Origin of the sequence: Leucobacter fengyongliangi (genome assembly GCF_050971685.1) — a bacterium.
Taxonomy (GTDB): domain Bacteria; phylum Actinomycetota; class Actinomycetes; order Actinomycetales; family Microbacteriaceae; genus Leucobacter.
Genome location: NZ_JBPCEU010000010.1, coordinates 85008 through 109954, shown reverse-complemented (window position 1 = coordinate 109954; position 24947 = coordinate 85008). Strand labels below are relative to the sequence as shown.

The following is a 24947-nucleotide window of genomic DNA, read 5'->3' as shown; positions in this document are numbered from 1 at the left end:
CCTGGATTGTGCGGATCTCTGAGGCTGCAGCGAGTGTGCCCACTCAGGAGCCACCAGCAGCCACCAGGAGTTCCGAGAAGCGCTCAGGTGTGCTCAGGTGTGCCTGGGTAGGCTTGCAATATGCGAAAGAAGGCAGACCGCGAGCCCCGCGAGAGTAGCTTGGTGAGTGGCTGGACGGTTGAGGCGGAACCCTCGGTGGTGCCCCTGAGGGACTCGTACGCCGCCCAGGTTGTGCCTGGTGGTGGTGCGGGAGATCCGCTGCGTGACGAAACTGGAGGAACAGGCGAGTCGCCCGGTGAGGGATCGGCACCTCCCGTCCAGTTGTCGAACGGTGCGCTCGTGCTCCTTGGTGTGGTCGGCGGGCTGTACCTGCTCTACACCTGGGTGTGGTTCAGTTGGGCCAATTATTACTCCCAGATGAATTCGGCGGTGGCTGAGGGTAGCGGTGCGATCGGTGCGGTGTTGCAGCAGGCCGTGTTCTGGGCCGCCCCATTCGCGCCTGCTCTATGGTTCATCGCTGCATACCTTCTATGTCGCGCTTCCCGCACGTGGAACCTAGCCCTGTGGCTCCTGATCGGCGCGGTCGTCTTGCTCCCGCTTCCGGCGCTCGTGACCGTAGGAGGTTCTTGATGGCTGGCAGACTGGCAACATGGGGCATCGGCGGTCTGGTGACGCTGCTGTACGTCTACCTCGTCGTCGCTGGTATCGGTAATCTGCTCGGCTTGACCGAGATGTCTTCGCTACTCGGACTCTCACTCACTGGCGCCGGATGGTTCTGGGTGTGCTTTGGCATCGCGTTACCGGCAGTGGGATTCGCGGGGGCATTGTTGATCTCGCGCGGCAGATCCGGTGCGCTGCGCGTGCTGGTGCTAGCAACGGGGTTGGCCGTTGTGGCGGCCGTGCAACTTGAAGTGCTGCACCTGGTACCGCAGTCGAGCTTCTTCGCCTAGATTGCGCGGGGAGTGCTCAGCTGACGGTAACGGTCGGTAGAATGGGGTCGTGGCTCGATCCGCGAGTTCACGTTGCCGTCGACCTCGAAGGAACCGCCCGTTGCCTGCGCCAGTCGTACTGATCGCCGAAGAACTCTCACCCGCCACCATCGCCGCGCTCGGCCCCGACTTTGAAGTCGTGAATGTTGACGGCACCGATCGCGATGCCCTGCGTTCGGCGCTGGCCAACGCCGATGCCGTACTCGTGCGCTCCGCGACTCAGATTGACGCGGAGGCGCTCAGTTGGGCGCCGAAGCTCAAAGTCGTCGCCCGCGCTGGTGTGGGCCTCGACAACGTCGACATCAAATCGGCCACCCAGGCTGGTGTCATGGTGGTCAACGCGCCCACCTCGAACATCATTAGTGCGGCCGAACTGACGGTCGCCCATATTCTTGGTCTTGCCCGCCACCTGCAGCGTGCACATGCGTCGCTCTCGGCCGGTCAGTGGAAGCGTTCATCATTCACCGGAATTGAACTCTTTGAAAAGACCATCGGAATCATTGGGCTCGGGCGGATCGGGGCCCTCGTGGCTGAGCGTCTCCGCGGCTTCGGCGTGGAACTGATTGCGTTTGATCCCTACGTCACCGCGGCTCGCGCGCAGCAGCTCGGCGTGCAACTGGTTGAGCTGGACGAGCTCGTCGAGCGTGCCGACTTCTTGACGATCCACATGCCGCGCACGCCCGAAACACTCGGCATGATCGGCGAGGCGCAGCTCAAAGCCATGAAGCCAACCGCCTTTGTCGTCAACGTGGCACGCGGCGGCCTTATTGACGAGGCCGCTCTCGCTCAGGCACTCGAGGCCGGCGAGATCGCGGGTGCCGCGCTCGACGTGTTCGTGCAGGAGCCCCCGGCAGATGCCTCGCTGACCGGTCTTGACCGCGTCAGCGTTACGCCGCACCTGGGTGCATCGACCGAGGAAGCTCAGGAGAAGGCTGGCGTCTCGGTCGCGAAGTCGGTGCGTCTTGCTCTCGCGGGTGAATTGGTGCCTGACGCCGTAAACGTTGCTGGCGGTTCGATCAACGAGTACGTCAAGCCCGGGCTTCCGCTGACCGAGAAGCTCGGCCAGATCTTCGCCGCACTTGCCGCCGGTCCGATCACCTCGCTTGACGTGGAGGTGCACGGCGAACTCGCCGAGCACAACGTCGAGGTGTTGCGCTTGGCCGCGCTGAAGGGGCTGTTCACGCAGGTTGTGAGTGACCCGGTGTCGTACGTGAACGCGCCACTGTTGGCCGAGCAGCGCGACCTTGAAGTGCGCTTCAGCGTTGACGCGAACAGCGAGAGCTACCGAAATGTCATCACTCTGCGCGGAAGCCAGGCCGACGGCACTCAGATCTCGGTCTCGGGCACGCTGACCGGCCCGAAGCAGATCGAAAAGATTGTCGAGATCAACGGATACGAGCTCGAACTCCCGATTTCCGAGCACCTCATCGTGTTTAGCTACACCGACCGACCGGGCATCGTTGCCACCTACGGCAGTCTGCTCGGCGAAGCTGGCGTGAATATCGCCGGCCTGCAGATCGCGCGCGATGATAAGAAGGGCACTGCTCTGTCGGTGCTTTCTGTGGACGCGCCAGTGCCCGCCGAGCTTGTCTCCGAGCTCGGTGACGCTATCGGCGCGGATGTGCTGCGCGCCATCGACCTGATCGTCGACTAACGTCGGGCGATCGGCCCGCACTTCCGAGAGCCCTGCACGCGAGTGTGGGGCTCTCGGTATTTCTCCACGCCTCTTCCCTTCGGCACTGAGTGCCATTATGGTGGGCCGTGGAGGGGCATCTACGGCGATGCCGCAACTCCGGAGGAGCCTCCGACGAATCTCAACGAAGAGAGGAACGGGCACATGGGTCTGCTTGACGGAAAAGTTGTCATGGTCACCGGTGGATCGCGAGGGCAGGGGAGAGCTCACGCAGTCACGAGTGCGAGAGAAGGTGCGGATGTCATCATCATTGACACACTCGATCAAATCTCGACGGTCGCCTACCCGATGGCGAAACAAGAAGATTTTGACGAAACGGTGCGGCAGGTCGAGGCTCTCGACCGCCGCATCGTTGCTGTTGTGGGGGACGTGCGGAAGCAGGCAGATCTCGACCACGCGGTGTCTGAGGGCCTCGCGCAGTTCGGCAAGATCGACGCACTGATTGCAAACGCCGGCATCTTCTCTCTCGGACCAGCACACGAACTCTCCGAGGAAGCGTGGGACGACATGATCGCGGTCAACCTCACTGGGGTGTGGAAATCGGCCAAGGCCGTGCTGCCGCACATGATGGAGCGAGGCAGCGGATCCATTGTCATGACCTCCTCGATCAATGGTTTGGAACCCGGTGCGCAGTACGTGCACTATTGCGCGTCGAAGTTTGGTGTCGTCGGAGTGATGAAGACGCTCGCGCTCGAATATGCCCGCCACGGCATCCGAGTGAATTCGGTGCATCCCGGCGCGATCCTCACCCCTATGACCAGCTGGCAAGGGGCCTGGGACATGATGTCGGGCAAGCCTGCCGGTACGGGTACCGAGGCCGACATGCTCGAGGCCGGGTACTCGTTCCACGCGCTGAAGGGTGCCGGGTTCCTGGCACCCGAGCGGATCGCCGATGCGGCCCTGTGGTTGAACTCGGAGTTGGCCTCGGCAGTCACCGGGATCTCGGTGCCGGTTGACGCGGGGCACCTGTTGCAGCCCGGCTATAACCCTGACCCAGTGAAGTAGCGCTGATCCACCATCTGAGAACGCTCATCTCGAGACTGATCTCAATCGAACGAAGCAGGTAAGGAGCAGGAATCATGGGAAGACTTGATGGAAAGGTCGCCTTTATTACTGGCGGAGCCCGAGGCCAGGGTCGCTCGCACGCCGTGCGACTCGCGCAAGAGGGTGCCGACATCATCGTGATCGATGCCTGTGAACCGCAGCCAAATGTGCCATCGCCGCCAGCAACGGAAGCGGATCTCGCCGAGACGGTGCGCCAGGTCGAGGAACTGGATCGTCGGATTGTGGCGCGAGTCGCCGACGTGCGCGTGCAAGAGCAGCTTGACGCGGCGGTGGCAGACGGAATTGCACAGTTCGGCCGACTCGATGTTGTGTCGGCGAACGCGGGCATTGCGATGACCCCCGCGCTCGCACACATGATGACCGACGAAGAGTTCATGGACATGCAAGATGTGAACCTCGCGGGTGTGTGGCGCACCGCGAAGGCGGCGATCCCGCACATGATCGAAGCGGGGAATGGCGGGTCGATCGTGCTCACGAGCTCAGAAGCTGGGCTGAAGGGGTACGCGCACGCGGCATCGTACGTTTCCGCAAAGCACGGCGTTGTCGGTCTCATGCGCACACTCGCAATGGAGCTCGCGCCTCACATGATTCGGGTGAATAGCATCCACCCGACGCAGGTCGACACCCCCATGATCATGAACGAGACGATCATGAAACTGTTTCGGCCCGACATTGAAAACCCGACCAAGGAAGATTTTGCGGAGGCATCACAGCACACGAACCTGCTGCCGATTCCCTGGGTCGAGGCGGTTGACATTTCGAATGCGCTGCTGTTTCTCGCCTCAGATGAAGCGCGGTACATCACCGGGGTCACGCTCCCCGTCGACGCGGGGTGTTTTTTGAAGTAACGCCGATTGTCTGTGGTGGCCCAGGTTTGCGCAGGCGCAATCAGGGGCCACTGTATTTCCCGTGTTTCCACGGAATACCAGGGGCCCGGTGGTAGTCTGTGAATGTGGGTCAATACCCACGTCATCGATGAATCGAGCACGCCGGCTGGCGGGCTGGTCTTCGGTGGTGGATCCCTCTCGATCTCGGCGTTCGCGCCGCGCGAGCCAGTTGGCCGTATGCGGGGGTGGTTTTCTACTGTTGATCAGCGCCCGTGGTCGCACGCAGCGCTTCGGGCTGTCCGCCGCGTGCTCAGACACAAAGGAGTTCCCGTGGAGGGTCCTGAAATTAAGTTCGCCGAGGCCGTGCTCGATAACGGCAAGTTCGGCACCCGCACCATTCGCTTCGAGACCGGCCGCCTCGCGCAGCAGGCGCAGGGCGCAGTAGCCGCGTACCTCGACGAAGAGACCATGCTCTTGAGCGCCACGAGCGCGTCAAAGCACCCGAAGGAGCACTTCGACTTCTTCCCCCTCACCGTTGACGTAGAAGAGCGCTCCTACGCCGCCGGCAAGATCCCCGGTTCGTTCTTCCGTCGCGAGGGGCGGCCCTCGACCGAGGCGATCCTCGTATGCCGCCTCATCGACCGCCCGCTGCGCCCGTCGTTCGTCGACGGCCTCCGCAACGAGGTGCAGATCGTGATCACCGTGTTGTCGATTGCCCCGGGCGAGTTCTATGACGCACTGGCTATCAACGCGGCCTCGGCATCGACCCAGATTTCGGGTCTCCCCTTCTCGGGCCCGATCGCTGGCGTGCGCCTCGCGCTCATCGGCGACCAGTGGGTTGCCTTCCCGAACGTTGAGCAGCTGCAGAACGCCGTCTTCGACCTCACCGTCGCAGGCCGCCTCGTGACTGACGCGAACGGCAACGAAGATGTCGCGATCATGATGGTCGAGGCTGAGGCCACCGAGGGAAGCTGGAACCTGATCAAGGCCGGCGCCGCGAAGCCCGACGAGGCCGTGGTTGCCCAGGGCCTTGAGGCAGCAAAGCCCTTCCTGGCCAAGCTTGCCAAGGCTCAGTCCGAGCTCGCGGCTCAGTCGGCCAAGGAGGTGCAGAACTACCCAGTATTCCTGCCCTACTCTGATGAGGTTTACGCGGCTGTGGCCGCTGAGGCTGAGGCTGAGCTCGCTAGTATCTACCAGATCGCAGACAAGGTCGCCCGTCAGGAAGCAGATGACGCGCTGAAGTCCCGCGTGAAGGAGACCATTTCGGCGAAGGTTGCTGCGGGCGAACTGCCCGCAGATGCTGAGAACCAGGTTTCCGGCGCGTACAAGTCGGTCACGAAGAAGATTGTTCGCGGTCGCATCCTCACCGAGGGCGCTCGTATCGACGGCCGTGGGCTGCGCGACATCCGCGCGCTCGACGCAGAGGTGCAGGTCATCCCGCGCGTGCACGGTTCGGCGATCTTCCAGCGCGGTGAGACCCAGATCATGGGCGTCACCACGCTGAACATGCTGAAGATGGAGCAGCAGATTGACTCGCTGGCGCCGGTCACTAGCAAGCGTTACATGCACCACTACAACTTCCCGCCGTACTCGACCGGTGAGACCGGCCGCGTGGGAAGCCCGAAGCGTCGCGAGATCGGGCACGGCTTCCTCGCCGAGCGCGCACTCGTGCCGGTGCTGCCCGCCCGAGATGAGTTCCCCTACGCTATCCGTCAGGTTAGCGAGGCGCTCAGCTCGAACGGCTCGACCTCGATGGGTTCCGTGTGCGCGTCGACACTGTCGCTCCTGAACGCCGGTGTGCCGCTGCGCGCCGCAGTAGCTGGCATCGCGATGGGCCTCGTCAGCGACGTGGTCAATGGTGAGACTCGCTACGCGACGCTCACCGACATCCTTGGTGCCGAAGATGCGCTCGGCGACATGGACTTCAAGGTCGCTGGTACCTCCGAGTTCGTCACCGCGCTGCAGCTCGACACCAAGCTTGATGGCATCCCCAGCGACGTGCTCGCTGGCGCGTTGTCGCAGGCGAAGGAGGCTCGCACCACGATCCTCGGTGTCATGGGTCAGGCCATCGACGCACCCGACGAGATGGCTCCGACCGCTCCGCGCGTGATCACGGTCAACATCCCGGTCGACAAGATCGGCGAGCTGATCGGCCCGAAGGGCAAGACGATCAACGGCATTCAGGATCAGACTGGTGCCGACATCTCGATCGACGACGACGGTACCGTGTACATTGGTGCGGTCGACGGTCCGTCGGCTGAGGCTGCGCGCGCGCAGGTCAACGCCATCGCGAACCCGCAGAACCCCGAGGTGGGCGAGCAGTACCTGGGTACCGTCGTGAAGACGGCTGCGTTCGGTGCGTTCGTGTCGTTGCTTCCGGGCAAGGACGGCCTGCTGCACATCAGCGAGGTGCGCAAGCTCGCCGGTGGCAAGCGCATCGATTCGGTTGACGACGTGCTCTCGATCGGTCAGAAGATCCTCGTGAAGATCACGAAGGTTGACGATCGTGGCAAGCTCTCCCTCGAGCCAGTTGTCGAGGAGGCCGCCGCTGAGACGGCTGACGTCATCGAGTCGGTCGAGGCTACTGAGGCTCCCTCCGCCGAGTAATTATTGGTGGATCGACGAAACCCCGGGCGCCTCGGCGCCCGGGGTTTCGTTGTGCTCGGGAACCTTGTTCGGGAATCTCGCCACCTCAACCTCCACCTCCACCACCCTCGCGCGGGCGCTAGTGGCTGCCTCCCCCCGCGGCAAGCAACCACTAGCGCCCGACCTGGCGGATGAGGTGGGTTGAGGTGGGATGAGGTGGGATGAGGTGAGTGGATTTGGGAAGGGGACGAGATGAGAGCCGGCGAGAGAGTGACCGGGGGTACAAAGAAGGCGAACCTCGCACGGGTAGGGTTGAGGGCGTGTCTGAACCCGTGATCTTCCCCCTTGACCTGCCCGAACTCACTGCCGATCTCGAGGGGGGGCTTCTCCGCCGCACGGTGCACCCGAGTGGCCTGCGCATCCTCACCGAACGCATGCCGAGCGCTCGCAGTGCCACGGTTGGTTTCTGGGTCGGCGTAGGTTCGCGAGACGAGCAGGCCGATCGGGGCGATGCCCCGGGCAGCCTGGGATCCACCCATTTTCTTGAGCACCTGCTGTTCAAGGGCACGCCCACGCGCGACGCATACGAAATCGCGACAAGTTTTGACCGCATCGGAGCGGAGAACAACGCGCTCACCGCGAAGGAATACACCTGCTACTACGCCAAGGTGCGCGACGCCGATCTGGAGGGCGCAGTCGGCGTGCTCGCCGACATGGTGGTGAGTTCGGTGATTGACGAGGCCGAGTTCGAAAACGAGCGCGAGGTGATCCTCGAGGAACTTGCGATGGCCTCGGACGATCTGGCAGACGTGGCGAACGAGCGTTTCTTTGAGGCGGTACTTGGCGCACATCCGTTGGGCCGGCCGATCGGCGGACACCCCGAGACCATCCGCGCGGCCCGACGCGACGACGTGATGGCGCACTACCTCACCCAGTACGACCCGTCGACGCTCGTGGTGACTGCAGCAGGCGGCGTCGATCACGACCGCCTGGTCGAGTGGGTGATACGTGCGCTCGAAGCCGCAGATTCGTCTCGCTGGAGCCTCGATGTGGATCGCGCGCCGGCGCGGCGCGCCCAGGCCACTGGCGACACCGCCGAAGCGGCGAAGACATCAGGTACCCAGGTGCTCCTCACCGAGCGGCCCTCGGAACAGATCAACCTCATGATTGGCACAGAGGGTCTGCGCTCGAACGATCCGCGCCGCTTCGCCTTTGGCATTATGAATTCGGTGCTGGGTGGCGGTATGTCGAGCAGGCTCTTCCAGGAGATTCGGGAGAAGCGTGGACTCGCCTACACGGCCTATTCGTTCGGGGCCAGCTACTCTGACGCGGGCGTGTTCGGCATGTACGTCGGGTCGGCTCCGCAGAAGGCCTCCGAGGTCATCGAACTCGCGACCGCGGAACTGCGCAAGGTTGCCGCATCGGGCATCACCCCTGAGGAACACGAGCGGGCGCTCGGGCAGATCGCTGGTTCCTCCGCGCTGGCGCTCGAAGATTCCGACACCCGCATGGGTAGGCTGGCGCGTGCCGAGCTGGGCACGGGGGAGTTCTTCAATCTCGACACCTCCCTCGAACGGTTTTTCGCGGTGACCGCCGACGACATCAGGGAGGTCGCGGCACTGCTTGCTGCGCGGCCTCAGACCGTTGTCGCAGTGGGCGATGCTTCCCGCTCGACACTCGTCGCGAGCGAGTAGCCTGGAGCCATGTCAGTACACGTAGCCGTCAGCGGCGCCAGAGGGCGACTGGGGTCGCTCGTGTGTGAGGTTATCGAGTCGCACCCCGCTTTTGCGCTTGGAGCGCAGCTGAGTAGCGCCTCAGGGCCCGACTCGGGCGCGGAGGATGCGGTTCTCTTTGATGTCAGTCACCCAGACGCTTCTCCCGAGATCGTTGAGCGCGGCCTGCGCCGCGGCCAGCGAGTCATCGTTGGCACCAGCGGCTGGTCTGCGGAGCGGCTGGATCGCCTCCAGTCCGTTGTCAAAGAGGTCCCGGGAAGCGCAGTTCTCGTCGTGCCGAATTTCTCACTCGGCTCGGTGATTGGCACGGTGCTGGCTCAAGTTGCAGCCCCCTATTTCCACTCTGTCGAGATCGTTGAGGCCCACCACCCGGCAAAGGTCGATTCGCCCTCGGGTACCGCGGTGCGCACCGCCGAACTCATTGCCGAGGCGCGCGGAGGCGAACCCATCGATGCCCCGAACGCAGAGCAAGCAGCCCGCGGGCAGGTGATCGCGGGGGTTCCCGTGCACAGCCTACGACTGGCGGGTGTGATTGCCCGCCAAGAGGTGCGTTTCGGGGGTGCGGGCGAGGTGCTCACACTCACTCACGACACCCACTCGAACGATGCCTATCGTGCGGGCATCCGTGCTGCGCTTGAGTCGATTGTCGACCTCCATGGACTCGTGGTCGGGCTCGAGAAGGTGCTGGGCATCGCAGCGGATCCGCGCGCATGAGCGCGCGCGCCCGGGCCCTAACTGGGGTCATCGTGATGGCGGCCCTGCTCGTCCTCTACTTCGTGTTTGCGGGCATGCGTGCGGTCGCGCTGCTCAGTTCCGGCACTCCGGTCGCCGTCATCATGGGGGTGGCGCTTCTCGTTTTACCACTGATTGGTGCCTGGGCGCTCGTGCGCGAGGTGCTCTTTGGGTGGCGATCCACACAGCTGGTCGATCGGCTCGATGCCGACGGTCGCCTCCCCGATGACCTTGGTGAGACAGGTCCGACTGGCAAGCCTAACCGGGACAACGCCGACAGCGTATTCCCGAGATACCGGGAAGAAGCGGAAGCCTCCCCGGGTGATTGGCGTGCCTGGATGCGGCTGGGGCTTGTCTACGATGCCTGCGGCGACCGAAAGCGTGCCAGAGGGGCGATACGACAAGCAATACGGCTGGAACGCGACGGTATCGGTGGAGAAATCGCGCACTGATTAGGGAAATGCACCGATTTGTGCTTAGACTCAGCGGTGCGCCGAGGGCTGGGGTGGTATCGCCCTTGAACTCCGTAGACGGCGTCCACACAGAGGTGATCGGGGCGACAGCCCTCCCGACCGGGGTCTCGACCCCAAAGAAAGCCTGGTATGTCTGAGAACGCAACAGCGAGCCCTCCAACGCGGGCCCTCGATTCCGTCAGCGGCATCAGCCGCAAAGGACTGCCGCAGGGCACCGTTGGTGTCTTCGGCGCGGTCATCATCGGCTTATCGGTGTGCGCACCTGCCTACACCCTGACCGCCTCAGTCGGGCCCGCTGCGCAGGAGGTCGGCTGGCAAATGCCCGCCATCTTCCTCGCCGGCTTCATTCCGATGCTCCTCGTTGCGCTGGGGTATCGTGCGCTAAATGACCGCATGCCCGATTCGGGCACGTCCTTCACCTGGGGCACGCGCGCCTTCGGCCCGTGGATCGGTTGGATGGCTGGCTGGGGCCTCATTGCGGCGACGGTACTCGTGCTTTCGAACCTCGCGGGCGTTGCGGTTGATTTCCTCTTTGAATCACTCGACATTCTCATGAATGGCGGCGGCGAGGTCGCAAATCTCGCGAGCGTCGTGTGGATCAATATCATCGTGTGCCTCGCGTTCATGGCGATGGCGACGTTCATCTCTTACCGGGGCATGACCTCGACAAAGATCTTCCAGTACATCACCGTGTTCTTTCAGCTGGGTGTCATGGCGTGGTTCATCCTTGCGATGTTCTTCTTCGCAGAGCCGAACCCTGACAGCGGTGTGCGCAACATGCCCGAGTTGTCGTGGTTCAATCCCTTTGCGGTTGATAGCTTCGGCGCATTCTCGGCGGGCCTGGCAGTCTCGATCTTCGTCTACTGGGGCTGGGACACCGTGCTGACTCTCGGCGAGGAGACCAAGGCCTCGAAGGGTCGCATGTCGACCGAGGGTAAGGCCTCGATGATCCTGGTCGCGATTCTGCTCGTGATGTATGTAGGCACGGCGACTGCCACACTAGTGTGGGCTGGCACGGGCGATGGCGAGTTTGGCCTCGGAAACACCGACATCGCTGAGAACGTGTTTGCGGCGATCGCGCACCCAGTCATGGGTCCGCTCGCGATTTTCCTGACACTCGGAATCTTGTTGAGTGCGGTTTCCTCCATCAACACGACCGCCATCTCCCCGGCACGCACATTGCTCGCGATGTCGCACTACGGTGCGTTGCCCGCATCAATGAAGAAGATCCACTCGAAGTACAAGTCGCCGTACGTGGCTCTGCTGTGGTCGTCGGCCGTCGCCTCGGTGTTCTACGCGGTGATGCGTTTCCTCAGCGAAGACGTGCTCTGGGATACCATCACGGCACTTGGCATGATGGTCTGCTTCTACTACGGCATTACGGCGCTCTCGAGCACCTGGTACTTCCGTAAGACCGCAGCGAAGCTCGGCTGGCGATTCTTCACCACCGCCTTCCTCCTGCCTGGTTTGGGTGGAATCTTCCTGCTCATCACCTTCGTGACCACGACGATCGACAGCTTCGATCCGGCCTTCGGGTCCGGGAGCAACATCGCCGGGCTCGGTCTGGTAGGTATCCTCGGCGTGGTTGTGCTGCTGATCGGCGTGGTGATCATGCTGGCGTGGTCGCGCAAGTCGCCAGCGTTCTTCCGCGGTGAGGTGCTGCGAGTGGGCGACGACAGCACCGATCCCCGGAGTCTCGAGCTGTTCGACGATCACATTGAGTCTCACGAGCGACGCTAGTCGCGATTAGCGGTGGATCAACACCCCTGAGGCCCAGCCTCAGGGGTGTTGTCTTGCCCTGGACATCACCAGATCTCGCGGACTTCTTTCAGGTGGTTAATGGGGCTCTTCCCAGATGAAGGTGCAGATCGGCCGGGCGCGTCGGTCCGCAGATAGACGTCGAGGTCTCCCGGCGATGGAGGTTCCTACGCCATCCATCCGAAAGACCTCGACGTGCCCGACGCTACCCCGCCGACCGGCTTCGGCCGCCCTGACCTAACCGCCTTCGCGGCTCATCCCAATCGGCTCTGATCGGGTCTGCTGACCCTCTCGACGAGAACGCAGCGACATCACAGCCACCCAACCCCGACCGTCCGGGAAGCCGGGGCACGTCACATGAGCTGTGCTACGGGCGTGTCGAGTGGGTAGTCCAGGGGCGACGCAGGAGCGTCGACGCGACGTGCTGAGAGGTGGTTCCAACCGAGCGCTAGGACACAAGCTACAGGCATGGCGATAGGTCAGGAACGGCGTCGCTCCCTGCGCAGGAGGGAGCGCAGAGTCTCGGCGTTCGCGTAGCCGACCCGGAGCGCGATCTCGGCGGAGGTGAGGTCCGTGGTTGCTGAGAGGTGCCGAGCTCGTTCGATGCGAAGCCGTTGGACGAAGCCGAGCGGAGTGAGGTTGAGCGCCGCACGGACTCGTCGTTCGAGGGTGCGCCGGCTGGTGCCGAGCGACTGCGCGACGAAGGCGACGTTGAACGGTTCGTCCAGGCGGGCGCGCACGAAGCGTTCGAACTCGACGACGATCGGGTCCTCGTGCCGGAGATGTTCGTAGGCGACGAAGGCCGCCTGCGACGGACGCTCGTCGATGATGAGGAGCTTGGCGACATGTTGGGCCAGGTCGGGGCTGATCGATCGCACGAGTGAGAGCGCGAGGTCGATGTGGGCGAACGCTGCGCCGGCGGTGACGAGGTTCCCGTCGACCACGACCATGGTGTCGAGATCGAGGGCGACGGTCGGATAGCGCTTCAGGAACTCCGGTCCCAGGAACCAGCTGGTCGTCGCCCGCCGATGATGCATCCGTCCGGTCTCGGCGACAGCGAACACGCCGGTGCACGCCGCGGCGATCCGGGTGGTCGCCTCGTCGAGGCGCCCGAGCGAGGCGATGACCGAACGAGCATCTCGGCTCTGGAGGGCGTCGTTGGTAGCGGCGGCCGTAAGGGTTCCAAGTGCAGGGACGACGACCACGTCGAACTCTGCGGACTCCGACAGCGGGTGGTCCACCGACAGGGTCATCGATGCCGTCGTGGTCACTCTCCGTTTCGGTCCGAGGATGGCGAGTTCGATCGGGTCGATCCGCGGGTCGACATCGCCGCGGGCTCCGTCGGCCACCCGCACGATGTCGATGATCGACGCGATAGCCGAACCGAAGCAGCCGTCGATCGCGATCAGTCCAATACGCATGACGTAAACAATAGCAATACTGCCGTATACGCCACTCCCCACCGGCCCTCGCTCGTTATACGCTGAACTCGTCCCACGAAGAACCACGACCTCAAGGAGAGTCCCTCATGTCAACACCCGCATCACTTCCGTATGCTTTCGTCGCCAAGATCGTCGCGGCCGATGGACAGCACGACGCGCTCGCCGATCTGCTCGCCGGCGCTGTCGCACTCGCCAACGAAGAAGTAGGAACGATTGTCTGGTTCGCGGTCAGGACCCACGCCGACACCTTCTGGATCTTCGATGCATTCCCCGACGAGGCCGCTCGAGACGCCCACGCCAACGGCGCCATCGTCGCAGCCCTGATGGCCAACCAGCACCTCCTCGGCGCAGCACCCGAGATCCTGGCGGCCGACGTCCTCGCGTCCAAGCTCCCGTAGGCCGCCAACGCACGAGACGATCGCGCCCCGCCGAGTCGGTCCGCAGATAGACGTCGAGGTCTCCCGACGATGGAGGTTCCTACGCCATCCATCGGAAAGACCTCGACGTGCCCGACGCTACCCCGCCGCCCGGCTTCGGCCGCCCTGACCTGACCGCCTTCGCTCGACTCGACGGCCTCGGTCTGAGCGTGATCGGGCAACGACTTGAACCGGATCGTGCGGTCCTCGCGTGCCGCGTGGTGGAACCAGATCAGTGGTGCCGACGGTGCGGCAGCGAAGGCGCCGCTCGTGACACCGTGATCCGGCGGTTGGCCCACGAGCCGCTGGGCTGGCGACCGACCGTGCTGGAAGTTGTAGTGCGCCGCTACCGCTGTGCAGACTGCGGACACGTGTGGCGCCAAGACACCAGCGCCGCGGCGGAGCCACGCGCGAAGCTCTCGCGCACCGGGCTGCGGTGGGCGCTGGAAGGGATCGTGGTCGCACACCTCACCGTCGCCCGTGTCGCCGAGGGACTCGGGGTCGCGTGGGACACCGCCAACAACGCGGTCCTGGCCGAAGGCAAGCGGCTGCTGATCAACGACCCCACGCGGTTCGAGGGCGTGAAGGTGATTGGCGTCGATGAGCACGTCTGGCGCCACACCAGGCGTGGCGACAAGTACGTCACCGTGATCATCGACCTCACCCCGGTCCGCGATGGCGCCGGCCCAGCAAGGCTGCTGGACATGGTCGAGGGCCGGTCGAAGGCGGCGTTCAAGACCTGGCTCGCCGACCGCGACGACGCCTTCCGTGACGCGGTCGAGGTGGTCGCGATGGACGGCTTCACCGGGTTCAAGACCGCCGCTGCGGAGGAGATCCCGGACGCGGTCACGGTGATGGATCCCTTCCACGTCGTGCGCCTGGCCGGTGACGCCCTCGACAGGTGCCGGCGCCGGGTCCAACTCGCGATCCACGGGCACCGTGGGTTCAGGGACGATCCGCTCTACAAGTCGCGGCGCACGCTGCACACCGGCTCGGACCTGCTCACCGACAAGCAGAGCGACAGGCTACGCGCGCTGTTCGTTGATGACGCTCACGTCGAGGTCGAGGCGACCTGGGGTGTCTACCAGCGGATGATCGCCGCCTATCGCCACGAGGACCGGCAACGTGGCCGCGAGCTCATGGAGAAGCTGATCACCGACCTCAGCGCCGGCGTCCCCAAGGTGCTCACCGAGCTCACCACCCTGGGCCGGACCCTGAAGAAGCGAGCCGCCGACGTGCTCGCCTACTTCGAACGACCCGGCACCAGCAACGGGCCGACCGAGGCACTCAACGGACGGCTCGAACACCTGCGCGGCTCCGCACTCGGGTTCCGCAACCTGACCAACTACATCGCCCGAAGCCTGCTCGAGACCGGCGGCTTCGGACCCCAACTCCTACACCCCCGATTGGGATGAGCCGTTAATGGTTTACACAGTGGATGCGTTGATTGTCTGAGTCCGCCGGTACGTTAGATGCAGATGCACGGCACGTGGGGGAGCCATGAAGAAGGTGATTGCCAGGCAGTCGGACCTGTCGCTCGCGACCGGGGTGTTTTTCTTGGCTGGAGCGGCGTTTTCCTATCTCACGTTCACGGTGTTTTGGGTCGAGAACCCACCTCGGAATCCGATTCTGCTCGTCGGCGGAGGCATCGCTTTGGTGATCGCCATCGCGGTGTTCGTGAGGGGTTCGCGGTTCACCCTGGTGACAGCAGCTGTGCTGATTTCGCTGACCGCAGGCGTTCTGCTGCTCCTCGTAGTCACCTCACTCACCGAGATTCGCGCCTTGAACTCCGGCGTACTGTTCCTCACACTCTTCATCTACGTCATTTGGTTCATGCCTCGTTGGCTAGCGAGAGTGCTCGGATATACCTGGTTGAGTCTCTACACGATCATCGTCGGGATCCATTACGAGGGAGAGATTGACCTCGCGCTTGCCACGCTGGTTGTGACAACCACCGTAATCGGCGAACTGATCGGCCGCTTTAAGGATGGAATTGAAGCCGCCACGCTCACCGATCCGTTGTGTGGTGTGTGGAATCGTCGCGGCTTTCAGCTGGTGCTGGATCGCGCAGTTGCTGGCGCGGCGCGCACGGGCGAACCCGTCTCGATGCTGTTCATTGATCTAGACGGCTTCAAGGCGATCAATGACACGCGGGGCCATGCAGAGGGCGACCGGGTGCTCGTGAGCTTCGCACGGTCTCTTGAAGAACACACCAGGCCTCAGGACACTCTGGCGCGCATTGGCGGCGACGAGTTTGCGCTGCTGCTCCCAGGAACTGACCGTGACGAGGCACACCGCATGGGCCTGCGTTTGCGCGATCAGGTGACAGCGATCGGCTGGTCACTGGGCGCGGCGGAACTTGACGCTGGCGAGACGCCGCAGGCCCTTATCGCGCGAGCCGATGAGTTGATGCTGCAGGACAAGCGGCTGCGCAAGTCGGCTCGTGCCAATGTGAGTGACCCAGCATGAGCGGGGCCGAGGCCGGTAGTCTGGTGTGATGTCTGAGCCACGCATCGAGACCCCCTATGAGGACCTGCTGCGCGAGGTGTTCGAGTATGGCACCCCGAAGGGGGACCGCACCGGCACCGGTACGCGGAGCCTGTTCGGTCGGCAGATCCGCTTTGATCTCGCCGAATCGTTTCCCTTGATCACGACGAAACGGGTGCACTTCAAATCGGTTGCTGTCGAACTCTTGTGGTTCCTCCGAGGCGAGGGCAACGTGAGCTTTTTGCGCGAGCACGGAGTGACCATTTGGGATGAATGGGCAAACGACCAGGGTGAACTTGGCCCGGTGTATGGGGTGCAGTGGCGATCGTGGCCGACCCCAAATGGTGAGCACATCGATCAGATCGCCCAGGTGATTGAGCAGATTCGCCAGAACCCCAATTCGCGGCGGCTCATGGTCTCGGCCTGGAATGTCGCCGAACTCGACCAAATGGCGCTTGCCCCGTGCCACGCCTTCTTCCAGTTCTATGTCGCCGATGGAAAGCTGTCGTGCCAGCTGTACCAACGTTCCGCCGACATGTTTCTCGGTGTGCCCTTTAATATCGCGAGCTACGCACTGCTCACCCTGATGGTGGCGCAGCAGACCGGGCTCGAGCCGGGCGAATTTATCTGGACCGGTGGAGACTGCCACATCTACGACAATCACGTTGAGCAGGTACGCACGCAGCTGAGCCGGGATGCATTCCCCTATCCCACGCTCGAGCTCCGCAAGCGTGACAGTATCTTCGACTACGAGTTCGAAGACTTCACTCTGATCGACTACCAGCATCACCCGGGCATCAAAGCTCCGGTCGCGGTATAGTCCGTGGATCCGCAGGCTGGCCCCCGTATCGCACTCATTTGGGCCCAAGCGAACGGCGGTGCAATTGGACGTGATGGGCAGATGCCCTGGCACCTCCCGGAAGATCTCGCACACTTTCGGCGGGTCACGTTCGGCGCACCCGTAGTCATGGGCCGCCGCACCTGGGAGTCGCTGCCTGACCGGTTTCGCCCGCTGCCGGGTCGAGAGAACGTCGTGGTCACACGCGACCCCGCGTTTGTGGCCAAGGGTGCGCGCGTCGCGCGATCCACTTTGGAAGCCCTGACATCGGTGGAACCGAACCTGTGGGTGATCGGTGGTGGCGAGATGTACCGGGCCGCGATGCCGCACGCCGCAGAACTCGTGGTGACTCGCATCTCGCTCGACGTGCCTGATGCCGACACATTCGCCCCCGAGATCGGGCCGGAATGGCACCTTGACGAGGCGGGCGAGCCACTCGTTTCGCAGACTGGGCTGAACTACCGCTTCGAGCGCTACCTGCGTCAGATACCCTAGAGTAGTGACGACTGTAGAGAACCCATTCGGCCAGGTATTGGTCGCCCTGATCACCCCATTTCACGCCGATGGTGAGGTCGATTGGGCCGCGACCGAACGGCACATTGAGCATTGCATCACCAGCGGTGCTGACGGCATTGTCGTGACTGGCACGACAGGTGAGACTTCGACGCTCACCGACCCCGAAAAACTTGAGCTCGTGCGCGTGGCAAAGTCGGTGAGTGCGGGCCGTGCCAAGATCATCACCGGGGGCGGCTCGAACGAGACCGCGCACGCCATTCAGCTCTACAAAGACAGCGAGAAGGCCGGTGCCGACGGTGTGATGATCGTCACGCCCTACTACAACAAGCCGACCCAGGCTGGCCTGCTCACTCACTTTCGCATGGTCGCCGATGCAACCGACCTGCCCGTAATCTTGTACGACATTCCCGGACGCACCGGAGTGCCGATCATGTACGAGACAATCCTGCGGCTCGCGAAGCACCCCAACATTCTTGCGGTGAAGGATGCCAAGGGCGATTTCAGTGAGGTCAGTCGGGTACTGAATCAGACCGATCTCCTGTATTTCTCCGGCGATGACGCAAACATATTGCCCCACCTCTCGATCGGCGCGAGCGGGCTCATCGGCGTGACCGCGAACATCACGGCGGCACCGTATCGCACCATCATCGACGCGGTGAATCGCGGCGACCTCTTCACTGCACGTGCCGAGCACATGCGGCTCGAGCCGCTGGTGCGCGCCATCATGACGCACGTTCCCGGCACCGTCGCCGCGAAGTATGTGCTGCATGGGCTCGGTCGCATCGGCAGCCCGCGCGTGCGCTTGCCCCTCGTGGGCCCCGAAGAGTGGGAGGCTGCACTCATTGAAGATGAGCTCGCCCTGGTTTCCAACCTGACTGGTGCCGACTTCTCGAACTTCCGCCCCGACCGCAACGCGGCCGCGGGCGGCGCGCTGCCGCAGATCGCTGGCACCACACGCTAGAGCCCCTAGGAGGCTGAAACACTTGACCACCCCCCACTACGCTCCGCCCGCGCTCGAACCCGGCACGCTGCGAATCACCCCTCTCGGTGGCCTCGGCGAGGTCGGCCGCAACATGACCGTGTTCGAAATTGACGGCAAGCTGCTCGTGGTTGACTGCGGCGTACTCTTCCCGGAGGAGACACACCCGGGAGTTGACCTGATCTTGCCCGATATCTCCAAGATCGAGCATCGCCTGAATGACATTATTGCCGTGGTGCTTACGCACGGCCACGAGGATCACATTGGCGGCGTGCCGTACCTGTTGAAGCGCCGCGCTGACATCCCGCTCATCGGGTCGAAGCTCACGCTCGCGTTCATCGACGCGAAGCTCAAGGAGCACCGGATCCGCCCGGTACTGCACGAGGTTGCAGAGGGTGTACGCGAGACCTTCGGTCCGTACGATCTCGAATTCATCGCGGTCAACCACTCCATTCCTGACGCGCTCGCGGTGGCCATCCGTACCTCTGCCGGTACCGTGATCGGTACGGGTGACTTCAAGATGGATCAGTTGCCGATGGATGGTCGAATCACCGACCTGCGCGCATTTGCCCGGTTGGGTGAAGAGGGCGTGGATCTTTTCATGACCGATTCCACGAACGCCGACGTACCCGGCTTCACCCCGCTCGAGAAAGACATCGGGCCAGTGCTTGAGCGAGTGATTTCGCAGTCACGGGGCAAGGTGGTGGTGGCAAGTTTCTCGAGCCACGTACACCGAGTTCAGCAGGTATTCGATGCCGCACACGCGAGTGGTCGACGCGTGGTCTTGCTGGGCCGCTCCATGGTTCGCAACATGAAAATCGCCTCCGATTTGGGATACCTGAACGTGCCCGAGGGGCTGCTCGTTGACCTGAAAAAGAGCGGTCAGATCCCGAACCATCGTCTGGTGTACATGTCGACGGGATCGCAGGGCGAGCCGATGGCAGTACTCAGTCGGATGGCAAATCGCGAGCACCAGGTCGAGGTGGGCGAGGGCGACACCGTGATCCTTGCCTCGAGCCTGATCCCCGGCAACGAGAACTCGGTCTACCGTGTGATCAACGGACTCATGAAACTCGGCGCGCACGTCGTCCACAAGGGCAACGCGAAGGTGCACGTTTCCGGGCACGCAGCCGCTGGCGAACTGCTCTACGCCTACAACATCGTGCAGCCCAAGAACGTCATGCCGATCCACGGTGAATACCGCCACCTCGTGGCCAATGCCGCGCTCGCGATCGAAACCGGCGTTCCGCAGAACCGCACGATCATCGGCGAGAACGGCACCGTGGTCGACCTGGTTGACGGGGTTGCACGCGCGGTGGGGCAGCTCGATATTGACTTCATCTACGTCGACGGCTCGAGCGTCGGTCGCGTGACCGATGACGATCTGCGTGACCGCCGGGTGCTTGCGGAGGAAGGCTTCATCTCGGTTATCACCGTAGTTGAGACGAGCCTCGGCCAGATCGTGTCTGGCCCCGAGGTGCACGCCAAGGGTGTCGCCGAAGAAGACCACGTTTTTGACAGCATCAAGCCGAAGATTGCCGACGCACTCGAAGCTGCGATGAAGGACGGTGTCGTTGACCACCACGAGCTGCAGCAGATCGTGCGCCGCACACTCGGCCGCTGGGTCGGTACAAAGCTGCGCCGCAAGGCAATGATCGTTCCCGTCGTTGTGGTGGTGTAACGGTGGCTGATTTCTTCCAGACCCAGGCGTGGTGGGATTTCCAGCGCGAGCTCGGGGAAGAGGTAGTGCACGCAAGCGGAGACGGTTGGCACTATTTCGGTCGCATGGTGAAAGACGCGGTCGGTACGTATTTGTACCTGCCATACGGTCCGGTGGTGGCCAGTGAGCAGGCACTCGACGACGCGGTAGAACACGCCAAAGTCCAGGCACGTGAACTGGGAGCGTATCGGCTGCTACTGGAACCGTCACTGCCGATCACCTCTGCGCAAGCGGAGGCGCGATTTGCTACGCAGCGATTGGGTTTCCAGCCCAGTAGATCGCAGATTGTCCACCTTGCACAAAGCGAGGAGGACATCATCAAGGGAATGTCGACGACACGTCGGAAGCAGCATCGCGGGGCTGAGCGAAAGGGTATGACGTTCTCGGAAAGCCGCGACCGCGGAGACTACGAGACTGGCGTGCGACTCCTTCGCGAGTCCGGTGAGGCAAAATCATTCTTCGTTCGCGATGAGGAATACTTTGACAAGTTCCGAGTCGCACTGTTTGAACCGGGGATCGCGAAGATATTTGTCGGCCGGTTCGAGGGTGAGATTCACATCGTCGCCTTTGTGATCGACGATGCAGACACTCGCTACTACCTCTATGTTGGGCGCGATCTCTCGAACAACAGTCTGCAGATCTCGGCTCCGCTGATCTCCCACATGATCCTTGACGCGAAGGCCCAGGGTCTCAAGGAGTTTGATCTCTTTGGTATTTCGGCAAGTGATGATGTCGAAGACGACATGACCGGCTTCACAGTATTCAAGCGAACCTTTGGTGGCGAGACCGTGCAATACGCGGGAACGTGGGAAATTCCGCTGAAGGTCGGTCGATACGCGGCTCGTCGCGTCATCGACACGGTTGAGAAACTGCGACACCCGCGCAACTCGGAGTAATCGGTGGCGTCAGGGCTCCTGCGGGCGAGTGCGGTGATGGCCGCCGGCACCGTGCTCTCTAGACTTCTCGGCTTCGCCAAGGCCGTGTTGTTGGTCGCAGCAATTGGTCAGACATCGATTTCTGCGGACGCATTTGCCAACGGCAACATGCTGCCCAACACCGTGTATGTGATCCTCATGGGTGGCATGCTGAACGCGGTCTTGGTTCCGCAGATCGTGAAGGCAGCGACAGCCTCGGACGGGGGCTTGGGGTACATCAACAAAGTGATGACCTTTGTCATCATCACCCTCACCGCGATCACGACGCTCGCAATGGTGAGCGCGCCAGTGCTCGTGTGGCTCTTTCAGCTCTCGTGGTCGACCGAGCAACTCAGCCTGTCGCTCGCCTTCGCTTACTGGTGCATCCCACAGATCATCTTCTACGGCATATACACGGTGATGGGGGAGGTGCTCAACGCACGGAGCGTGTTCGGTCCGTACACGTGGGCGCCGGTGCTGAACAACCTCATCAGCATTGCAGGCATCCTCGCCTTCATGGCGATGTTCGGCGCAGACCCTGATGGGCTTCGCGGAGTCGCCGATTGGAACGCACTCAGCATCGCGGTACTCGGTGGGAGCGCAACGCTCGGTGTGGTGGCACAGGCACTCATCCTGTTTGTCTCGTGGCGCAAAGCGGGCATCACGTATCGTCCCGACTTCGTCTGGAGGGGGATCGGGCTCGGGCAGACCGCGAAGATTGCGGGTTGGAGCCTCGCCACCATCGTCATCACGACGCTCGCGGGAATCGTGACGGGCAATGTCGTCGGAACAGCGACCGGAGAGGGCCCCTCGACGATTGCACTACAAAACGCCTGGTTGATCCTCATGCTGCCGCACTCGGTCTTGGCGGTGACACTCGCTACCGCCTACTTCACCCGGCTCTCTGAATCCTGGCGAGACGGGCGCGTCGCGGATTTTCGATCAGATTTTTCGAGTTCTCTGCGCCAGATCTCCTTGGTGATGGTTCTCGCGTCGGTTCTCATTTTCACGGGCGCCCCATTCCTCAGCCGCTTGATGCAGTTGAGTGCGAGCGCAGAGTTGATCGATCCCTTCGCGTTGGTGCTGCAGGTATATGTGTTTGCGCTGGCACCCTTCAGTTTTCTCTTTGTGGTGCAGCGTTCGTTCTATGCGCTCTCCGACACCAGAACGCCGTTCTTCTTCACGATCGTTCAGGTGCTCGTGTTGGTAGCTCTGTCAGTTGCCGGTCTTGCCGTGGTGGGGCCGGAGCACATCGGAGCGTGGGTCGCGGGCGCGTATGCGGTCTCGACGGTATTTCAGGTGTTGCTGGCCATTTGGCTTCTGCGACGCCGAATCGGGAGCGTCGATGGCCGCCGTATCCTTCGGAGCCTGGCATCATATGCACTGGCGGCGATCCCCGCGCTCGCGGTGGGGCTCTGGGTGGCGCATGTGTCGCGTCAGATGGCTCCCGCGCTCGGCGTAGGGGAGGCGCTCGTGGCATCGCTTGTGCTCGTGGCCGCGTGCAGCGCGCTGTATCTCCTGTCGCTTGCAGGCTTGCGCTCCCCAGAACTCCGCGAGGTAGTGGGAGTCCTCCGCCGCAGGTTCGGGCGCAGCAACTGACGAGATCAGTGAAGGATCATCATGCCCGCTCGGAAATGAGTGTTCTTGCCCACGTGTAGACGGCGTAACTGAGCCGCTTGACGGGGAGTTCCCACGTGCCGGAAAAGTCAATCTGGGTGCCGCCGAATGATCGTTTGAAGTCAGAAAACCCAGACCACGCGTGATCCTTGATCTCTGGGGGGACAACCCCGTAGAGGTCAAACTCGCCGAGTCCCTTCTGGTGCGCCTGTTCGATCATCGTGCTGACCAGGATGCCGCCGGCCGACAACCTCCGGTGCGCCGTATCTGCGGCAGCGTGGCCGTAGTAGCGTCGCTCGGCATCATCGTAGATCAGCGCCGCGGCGACCGGAGCGGCCTCGCCCTCAAGATCGACGAGATACATCTTGGCGTCGCCCGACGGCATCAATGTTCGGGCCTGTAGCCGAAGATAGTCGCTGCTGTGCGCGTGCATGCCGGTACGGTCGGTGACTTCGCCCAGCAGACGGATGAGCTGCTCGATGTCATCGGGATCCTCGCTCATCCGCACGGAGAGGCCCTTCGAGGTGTAATTACGGTGCAGGTTGCGGGCCGACTTTGACATGCCACGCAGCACCTCGTCGAACGGGCGACTGAGGTTGATCCGCTGCGTGTGTTCGGGTTGCACCCGAGAGACTCTGCGGAGGCCAAGTTCCGATAACGCAGCATCGGGAATTCCAAGATTCGGGCCCTCGATGGTAAGTGTCGGTTCGACCCGAACGAAAGCTGCGCCGAGTCGCCGAGCCTCGGCTCGCAACGCAGCGAGGGCCGGGCGGAGCGCAGACTCGCTCTCAAGTTCTGGTCCGTACGGCACATACAGTCGCGAGTTCAGCTTGCCGCGCTCGACAAAGGCCTGAGCTTTCCAGCCGTCGCCGGAAAGATTGACGACGGTGCGACCGCGTGCCTCTTGAAGTCGGCCCCAGGCCGCACTCTGCAGAAAATGACCCATGGGTGCAGGTGTGTCCTTTGGTCTAGTAGAGTCCGAGATCTTGAAAGCGTGTGCGATGCAGCTTGCTCACGATGCGTTCCCCCCAGCGTTTCCAAAGTTGGAACCGTCGCGGTCGCAGCACCAAGTCAAATGCCCCGACGTAAGTGGTGCGCTCGCGGGAAAAGGAGAGTTTAAAAAGCCCCAACCCGTACGCGGGGTGATCGGCCGTGCTCTGTGCCCATGCGGGAGCGACTCCAAACAGGTCGATCTCCGTGGCCCCGGCATCTCGAGCATCGCGTATCATCTGCCACAGCAAGAGGTTGGACATTCCGGGGGTGACACGGTCTCGCTCAGATCCGCCGTCTTTGTAGAATGCGCGGTCACCGACGCGAATCAGGAACCCCATGACCGCAGGGGTGCCATCAGCGTCAATCGCATAGAACTGTCCCTGTCCTGCGCGGGTGAAGCCCTGCCACAGTGTTTCTGAGTATTCGGGTGCACGAAGGGCGAGATCCGCAGTGCCGCCACCCACCAGGCGCATGAGGCGATGCATGTGGGCGAATGTCTCGGGTGACGGCGGAACCTTGCGAACGATGGCACCGTCTCGCTCTGCACGCCGCACCATGTTGCGGCACTTCTTGTCGAAGCTGGCAAGCAGCTCCTCGTCGCTGCGATCAATGCGCACGATGGCGGTTGTTGCATTGCCCTGCAAGGCGGGGCGGTTGCGCACATCGAGGCCCCGTGCGATGACCTCGGGAAGCGGAGTCTGGCCAGCGTTCTCATCAGCAACGATCGGCGGCTCTACGGTGACCGCGAAGACCCGTGGGGCGGCTTCGCGCGCGAAACGGTGAAGTGCCCGAAGGTGCTCTGCAAAGGCATCGAAGTCTGGTGCTGCAGGGCCACGCGGTATGTACCACAGGTGCCCCAGCAGGGGGATCTGGCGTTCACAGACGAGCGCCACGCTGTGGATCGCCGATCCGCGTGTGAACACCAGGTATCGAGGCACCCATCCCACCTGACTCTTGGTGTCAGCGAAAGCCCGAGCGGCGAGAAATTCGCCGCCGCCCGGGTTTGCGGCCACGAGCGAATCCCAACGGTCGATTTCCGTGGAAGTGGCGGTTCGCGCAGTGAGCGTGGTGTCATTCATGTCTTACTCAGGGTACCCGGTTCGTAAGCTGAGAGTTTGAGTCTGCGGCTCGCCGCTGCCCATCCGGGCCTGCTGGCGAGTGGGTTGTAG

Annotated in this window: 22 protein-coding genes; 19 read left to right on the top strand and 3 right to left on the bottom strand. The window is 62.9% G+C overall.

Annotation, left to right across the window (positions count from 1 at the left end; translation table 11 throughout):
* The first annotated feature begins 120 nt into the window (after window positions 1-120).
* The 10 genes from ACR0R4_RS09115 (at window position 121) to ACR0R4_RS09070 (ending at window position 11838) form a co-directional block, all read left to right on the top strand.
* Entirely contained in the window at window positions 121-630 is a 510-nt protein-coding gene (locus ACR0R4_RS09115) for a hypothetical protein (protein ID WP_433647047.1), read from the top strand.
* Window positions 630-950: a hypothetical protein gene (locus tag ACR0R4_RS09110; protein ID WP_433647046.1), complete on the top strand. Its 321-nt coding sequence runs from the start codon at window positions 630-632 to the stop codon at window positions 948-950. The genes ACR0R4_RS09115 and ACR0R4_RS09110 overlap by 1 nt, the downstream gene beginning before the upstream one ends.
* 100 nt (window positions 951-1050) lie before the next feature.
* Window positions 1051-2643 (top strand): phosphoglycerate dehydrogenase, encoded by a 1593-nt coding sequence (gene serA, locus ACR0R4_RS09105; protein WP_433647045.1) that lies wholly within the window; start codon window positions 1051-1053, stop codon window positions 2641-2643.
* A gap of 183 nt (window positions 2644-2826) precedes the next feature.
* Window positions 2827-3687, top strand: a complete 861-nt coding sequence (locus ACR0R4_RS09100) for a mycofactocin-coupled SDR family oxidoreductase (protein ID WP_433647044.1) — start codon at window positions 2827-2829, stop codon at window positions 3685-3687.
* Window positions 3688-3761: 74 nt separating this feature from the next.
* Complete coding sequence (locus tag ACR0R4_RS09095) at window positions 3762-4595, top strand: mycofactocin-coupled SDR family oxidoreductase (protein ID WP_433647043.1); 834 nt, start codon at window positions 3762-3764, stop codon at window positions 4593-4595.
* A gap of 309 nt (window positions 4596-4904) precedes the next feature.
* Entirely contained in the window at window positions 4905-7181 is a 2277-nt protein-coding gene (locus ACR0R4_RS09090; RefSeq protein ID WP_433647065.1) for a polyribonucleotide nucleotidyltransferase, read from the top strand.
* A 299-nt stretch (window positions 7182-7480) separates the two neighbouring features.
* Entirely contained in the window at window positions 7481-8854 is a 1374-nt protein-coding gene (locus ACR0R4_RS09085) for a M16 family metallopeptidase (protein WP_433647042.1), read from the top strand.
* 9 nt (window positions 8855-8863) lie between these two features.
* Window positions 8864-9607, top strand: a complete 744-nt coding sequence (dapB, locus tag ACR0R4_RS09080; RefSeq protein WP_433647041.1) for a 4-hydroxy-tetrahydrodipicolinate reductase — start codon at window positions 8864-8866, stop codon at window positions 9605-9607.
* Window positions 9604-10077, top strand: a complete 474-nt coding sequence (locus ACR0R4_RS09075; protein ID WP_433647040.1) for a tetratricopeptide repeat protein — start codon at window positions 9604-9606, stop codon at window positions 10075-10077. Before dapB ends, ACR0R4_RS09075 begins: the two co-directional genes overlap by 4 nt.
* Before the next feature lie 150 nt (window positions 10078-10227).
* The gene (locus ACR0R4_RS09070; RefSeq protein ID WP_433647039.1) at window positions 10228-11838 is read left to right on the top strand and encodes an APC family permease; all 1611 of its coding nucleotides are present in this window, start codon (window positions 10228-10230) and stop codon (window positions 11836-11838) included.
* Between the two features lie 497 nt (window positions 11839-12335).
* Here the strand turns inward: ACR0R4_RS09070 and ACR0R4_RS09065 are convergent, their stop codons facing one another.
* On the bottom strand, window positions 12336-13277 hold the full coding sequence (locus ACR0R4_RS09065) for a GlxA family transcriptional regulator (RefSeq protein ID WP_062244175.1): 942 nt from the start codon (window positions 13275-13277) through the stop codon (window positions 12336-12338).
* 107 nt (window positions 13278-13384) lie between these two features.
* Here ACR0R4_RS09065 and ACR0R4_RS09060 point away from each other — a divergent pair, with 107 nt between their 5' ends.
* The 9 genes from ACR0R4_RS09060 to murJ all read left to right on the top strand — a co-directional run bounded on the left by ACR0R4_RS09060 (window position 13385) and on the right by murJ (window position 22767).
* Window positions 13385-13696, top strand: a complete 312-nt coding sequence (locus tag ACR0R4_RS09060) for a putative quinol monooxygenase (RefSeq protein WP_003941073.1) — start codon at window positions 13385-13387, stop codon at window positions 13694-13696.
* A 107-nt stretch (window positions 13697-13803) separates the two neighbouring features.
* Window positions 13804-15129 carry an ISL3-like element ISPfr2 family transposase gene (locus ACR0R4_RS09055; protein WP_193106984.1) on the top strand — a complete coding sequence of 442 codons (1326 nt, stop codon included), beginning with the start codon at window positions 13804-13806 and terminating at the stop codon, window positions 15127-15129.
* An 85-nt stretch (window positions 15130-15214) separates the two neighbouring features.
* On the top strand, window positions 15215-16183 hold the full coding sequence (locus ACR0R4_RS09050; protein WP_433647038.1) for a GGDEF domain-containing protein: 969 nt from the start codon (window positions 15215-15217) through the stop codon (window positions 16181-16183).
* A 28-nt stretch (window positions 16184-16211) separates the two neighbouring features.
* Window positions 16212-17021, top strand: a complete 810-nt coding sequence (locus ACR0R4_RS09045; RefSeq protein WP_433647037.1) for a thymidylate synthase — start codon at window positions 16212-16214, stop codon at window positions 17019-17021.
* A gap of 3 nt (window positions 17022-17024) precedes the next feature.
* Complete coding sequence (locus ACR0R4_RS09040) at window positions 17025-17534, top strand: dihydrofolate reductase (protein WP_433647036.1); 510 nt, start codon at window positions 17025-17027, stop codon at window positions 17532-17534.
* A gap of 4 nt (window positions 17535-17538) precedes the next feature.
* Complete coding sequence (dapA, locus tag ACR0R4_RS09035; protein WP_433647035.1) at window positions 17539-18516, top strand: 4-hydroxy-tetrahydrodipicolinate synthase; 978 nt, start codon at window positions 17539-17541, stop codon at window positions 18514-18516.
* Between the two features lie 22 nt (window positions 18517-18538).
* Window positions 18539-20215, top strand: coding sequence for a ribonuclease J (locus tag ACR0R4_RS09030; protein ID WP_433647034.1), 1677 nt, complete (start codon window positions 18539-18541; stop codon window positions 20213-20215).
* Window positions 20216-20217: 2 nt separating this feature from the next.
* Window positions 20218-21150 carry a lipid II:glycine glycyltransferase FemX gene (locus tag ACR0R4_RS09025; protein WP_433647033.1) on the top strand — a complete coding sequence of 311 codons (933 nt, stop codon included), beginning with the start codon at window positions 20218-20220 and terminating at the stop codon, window positions 21148-21150.
* Window positions 21151-21153: 3 nt separating this feature from the next.
* Window positions 21154-22767 carry a murein biosynthesis integral membrane protein MurJ gene (murJ, locus tag ACR0R4_RS09020; protein ID WP_433647032.1) on the top strand — a complete coding sequence of 538 codons (1614 nt, stop codon included), beginning with the start codon at window positions 21154-21156 and terminating at the stop codon, window positions 22765-22767.
* A gap of 19 nt (window positions 22768-22786) precedes the next feature.
* Here murJ and ACR0R4_RS09015 read toward each other — a convergent pair whose 3' ends face one another.
* Together ACR0R4_RS09015 and ACR0R4_RS09010 are read right to left on the bottom strand one after the other, a co-directional pair.
* Window positions 22787-23731, bottom strand: a complete 945-nt coding sequence (locus ACR0R4_RS09015) for a lipid II:glycine glycyltransferase FemX (protein WP_433647031.1) — start codon at window positions 23729-23731, stop codon at window positions 22787-22789.
* 22 nt (window positions 23732-23753) lie between these two features.
* The gene (locus ACR0R4_RS09010) at window positions 23754-24857 is read right to left on the bottom strand and encodes a lipid II:glycine glycyltransferase FemX (RefSeq protein ID WP_433647030.1); all 1104 of its coding nucleotides are present in this window, start codon (window positions 24855-24857) and stop codon (window positions 23754-23756) included.
* Window positions 24858-24947: the final 90 nt, after the last annotated feature.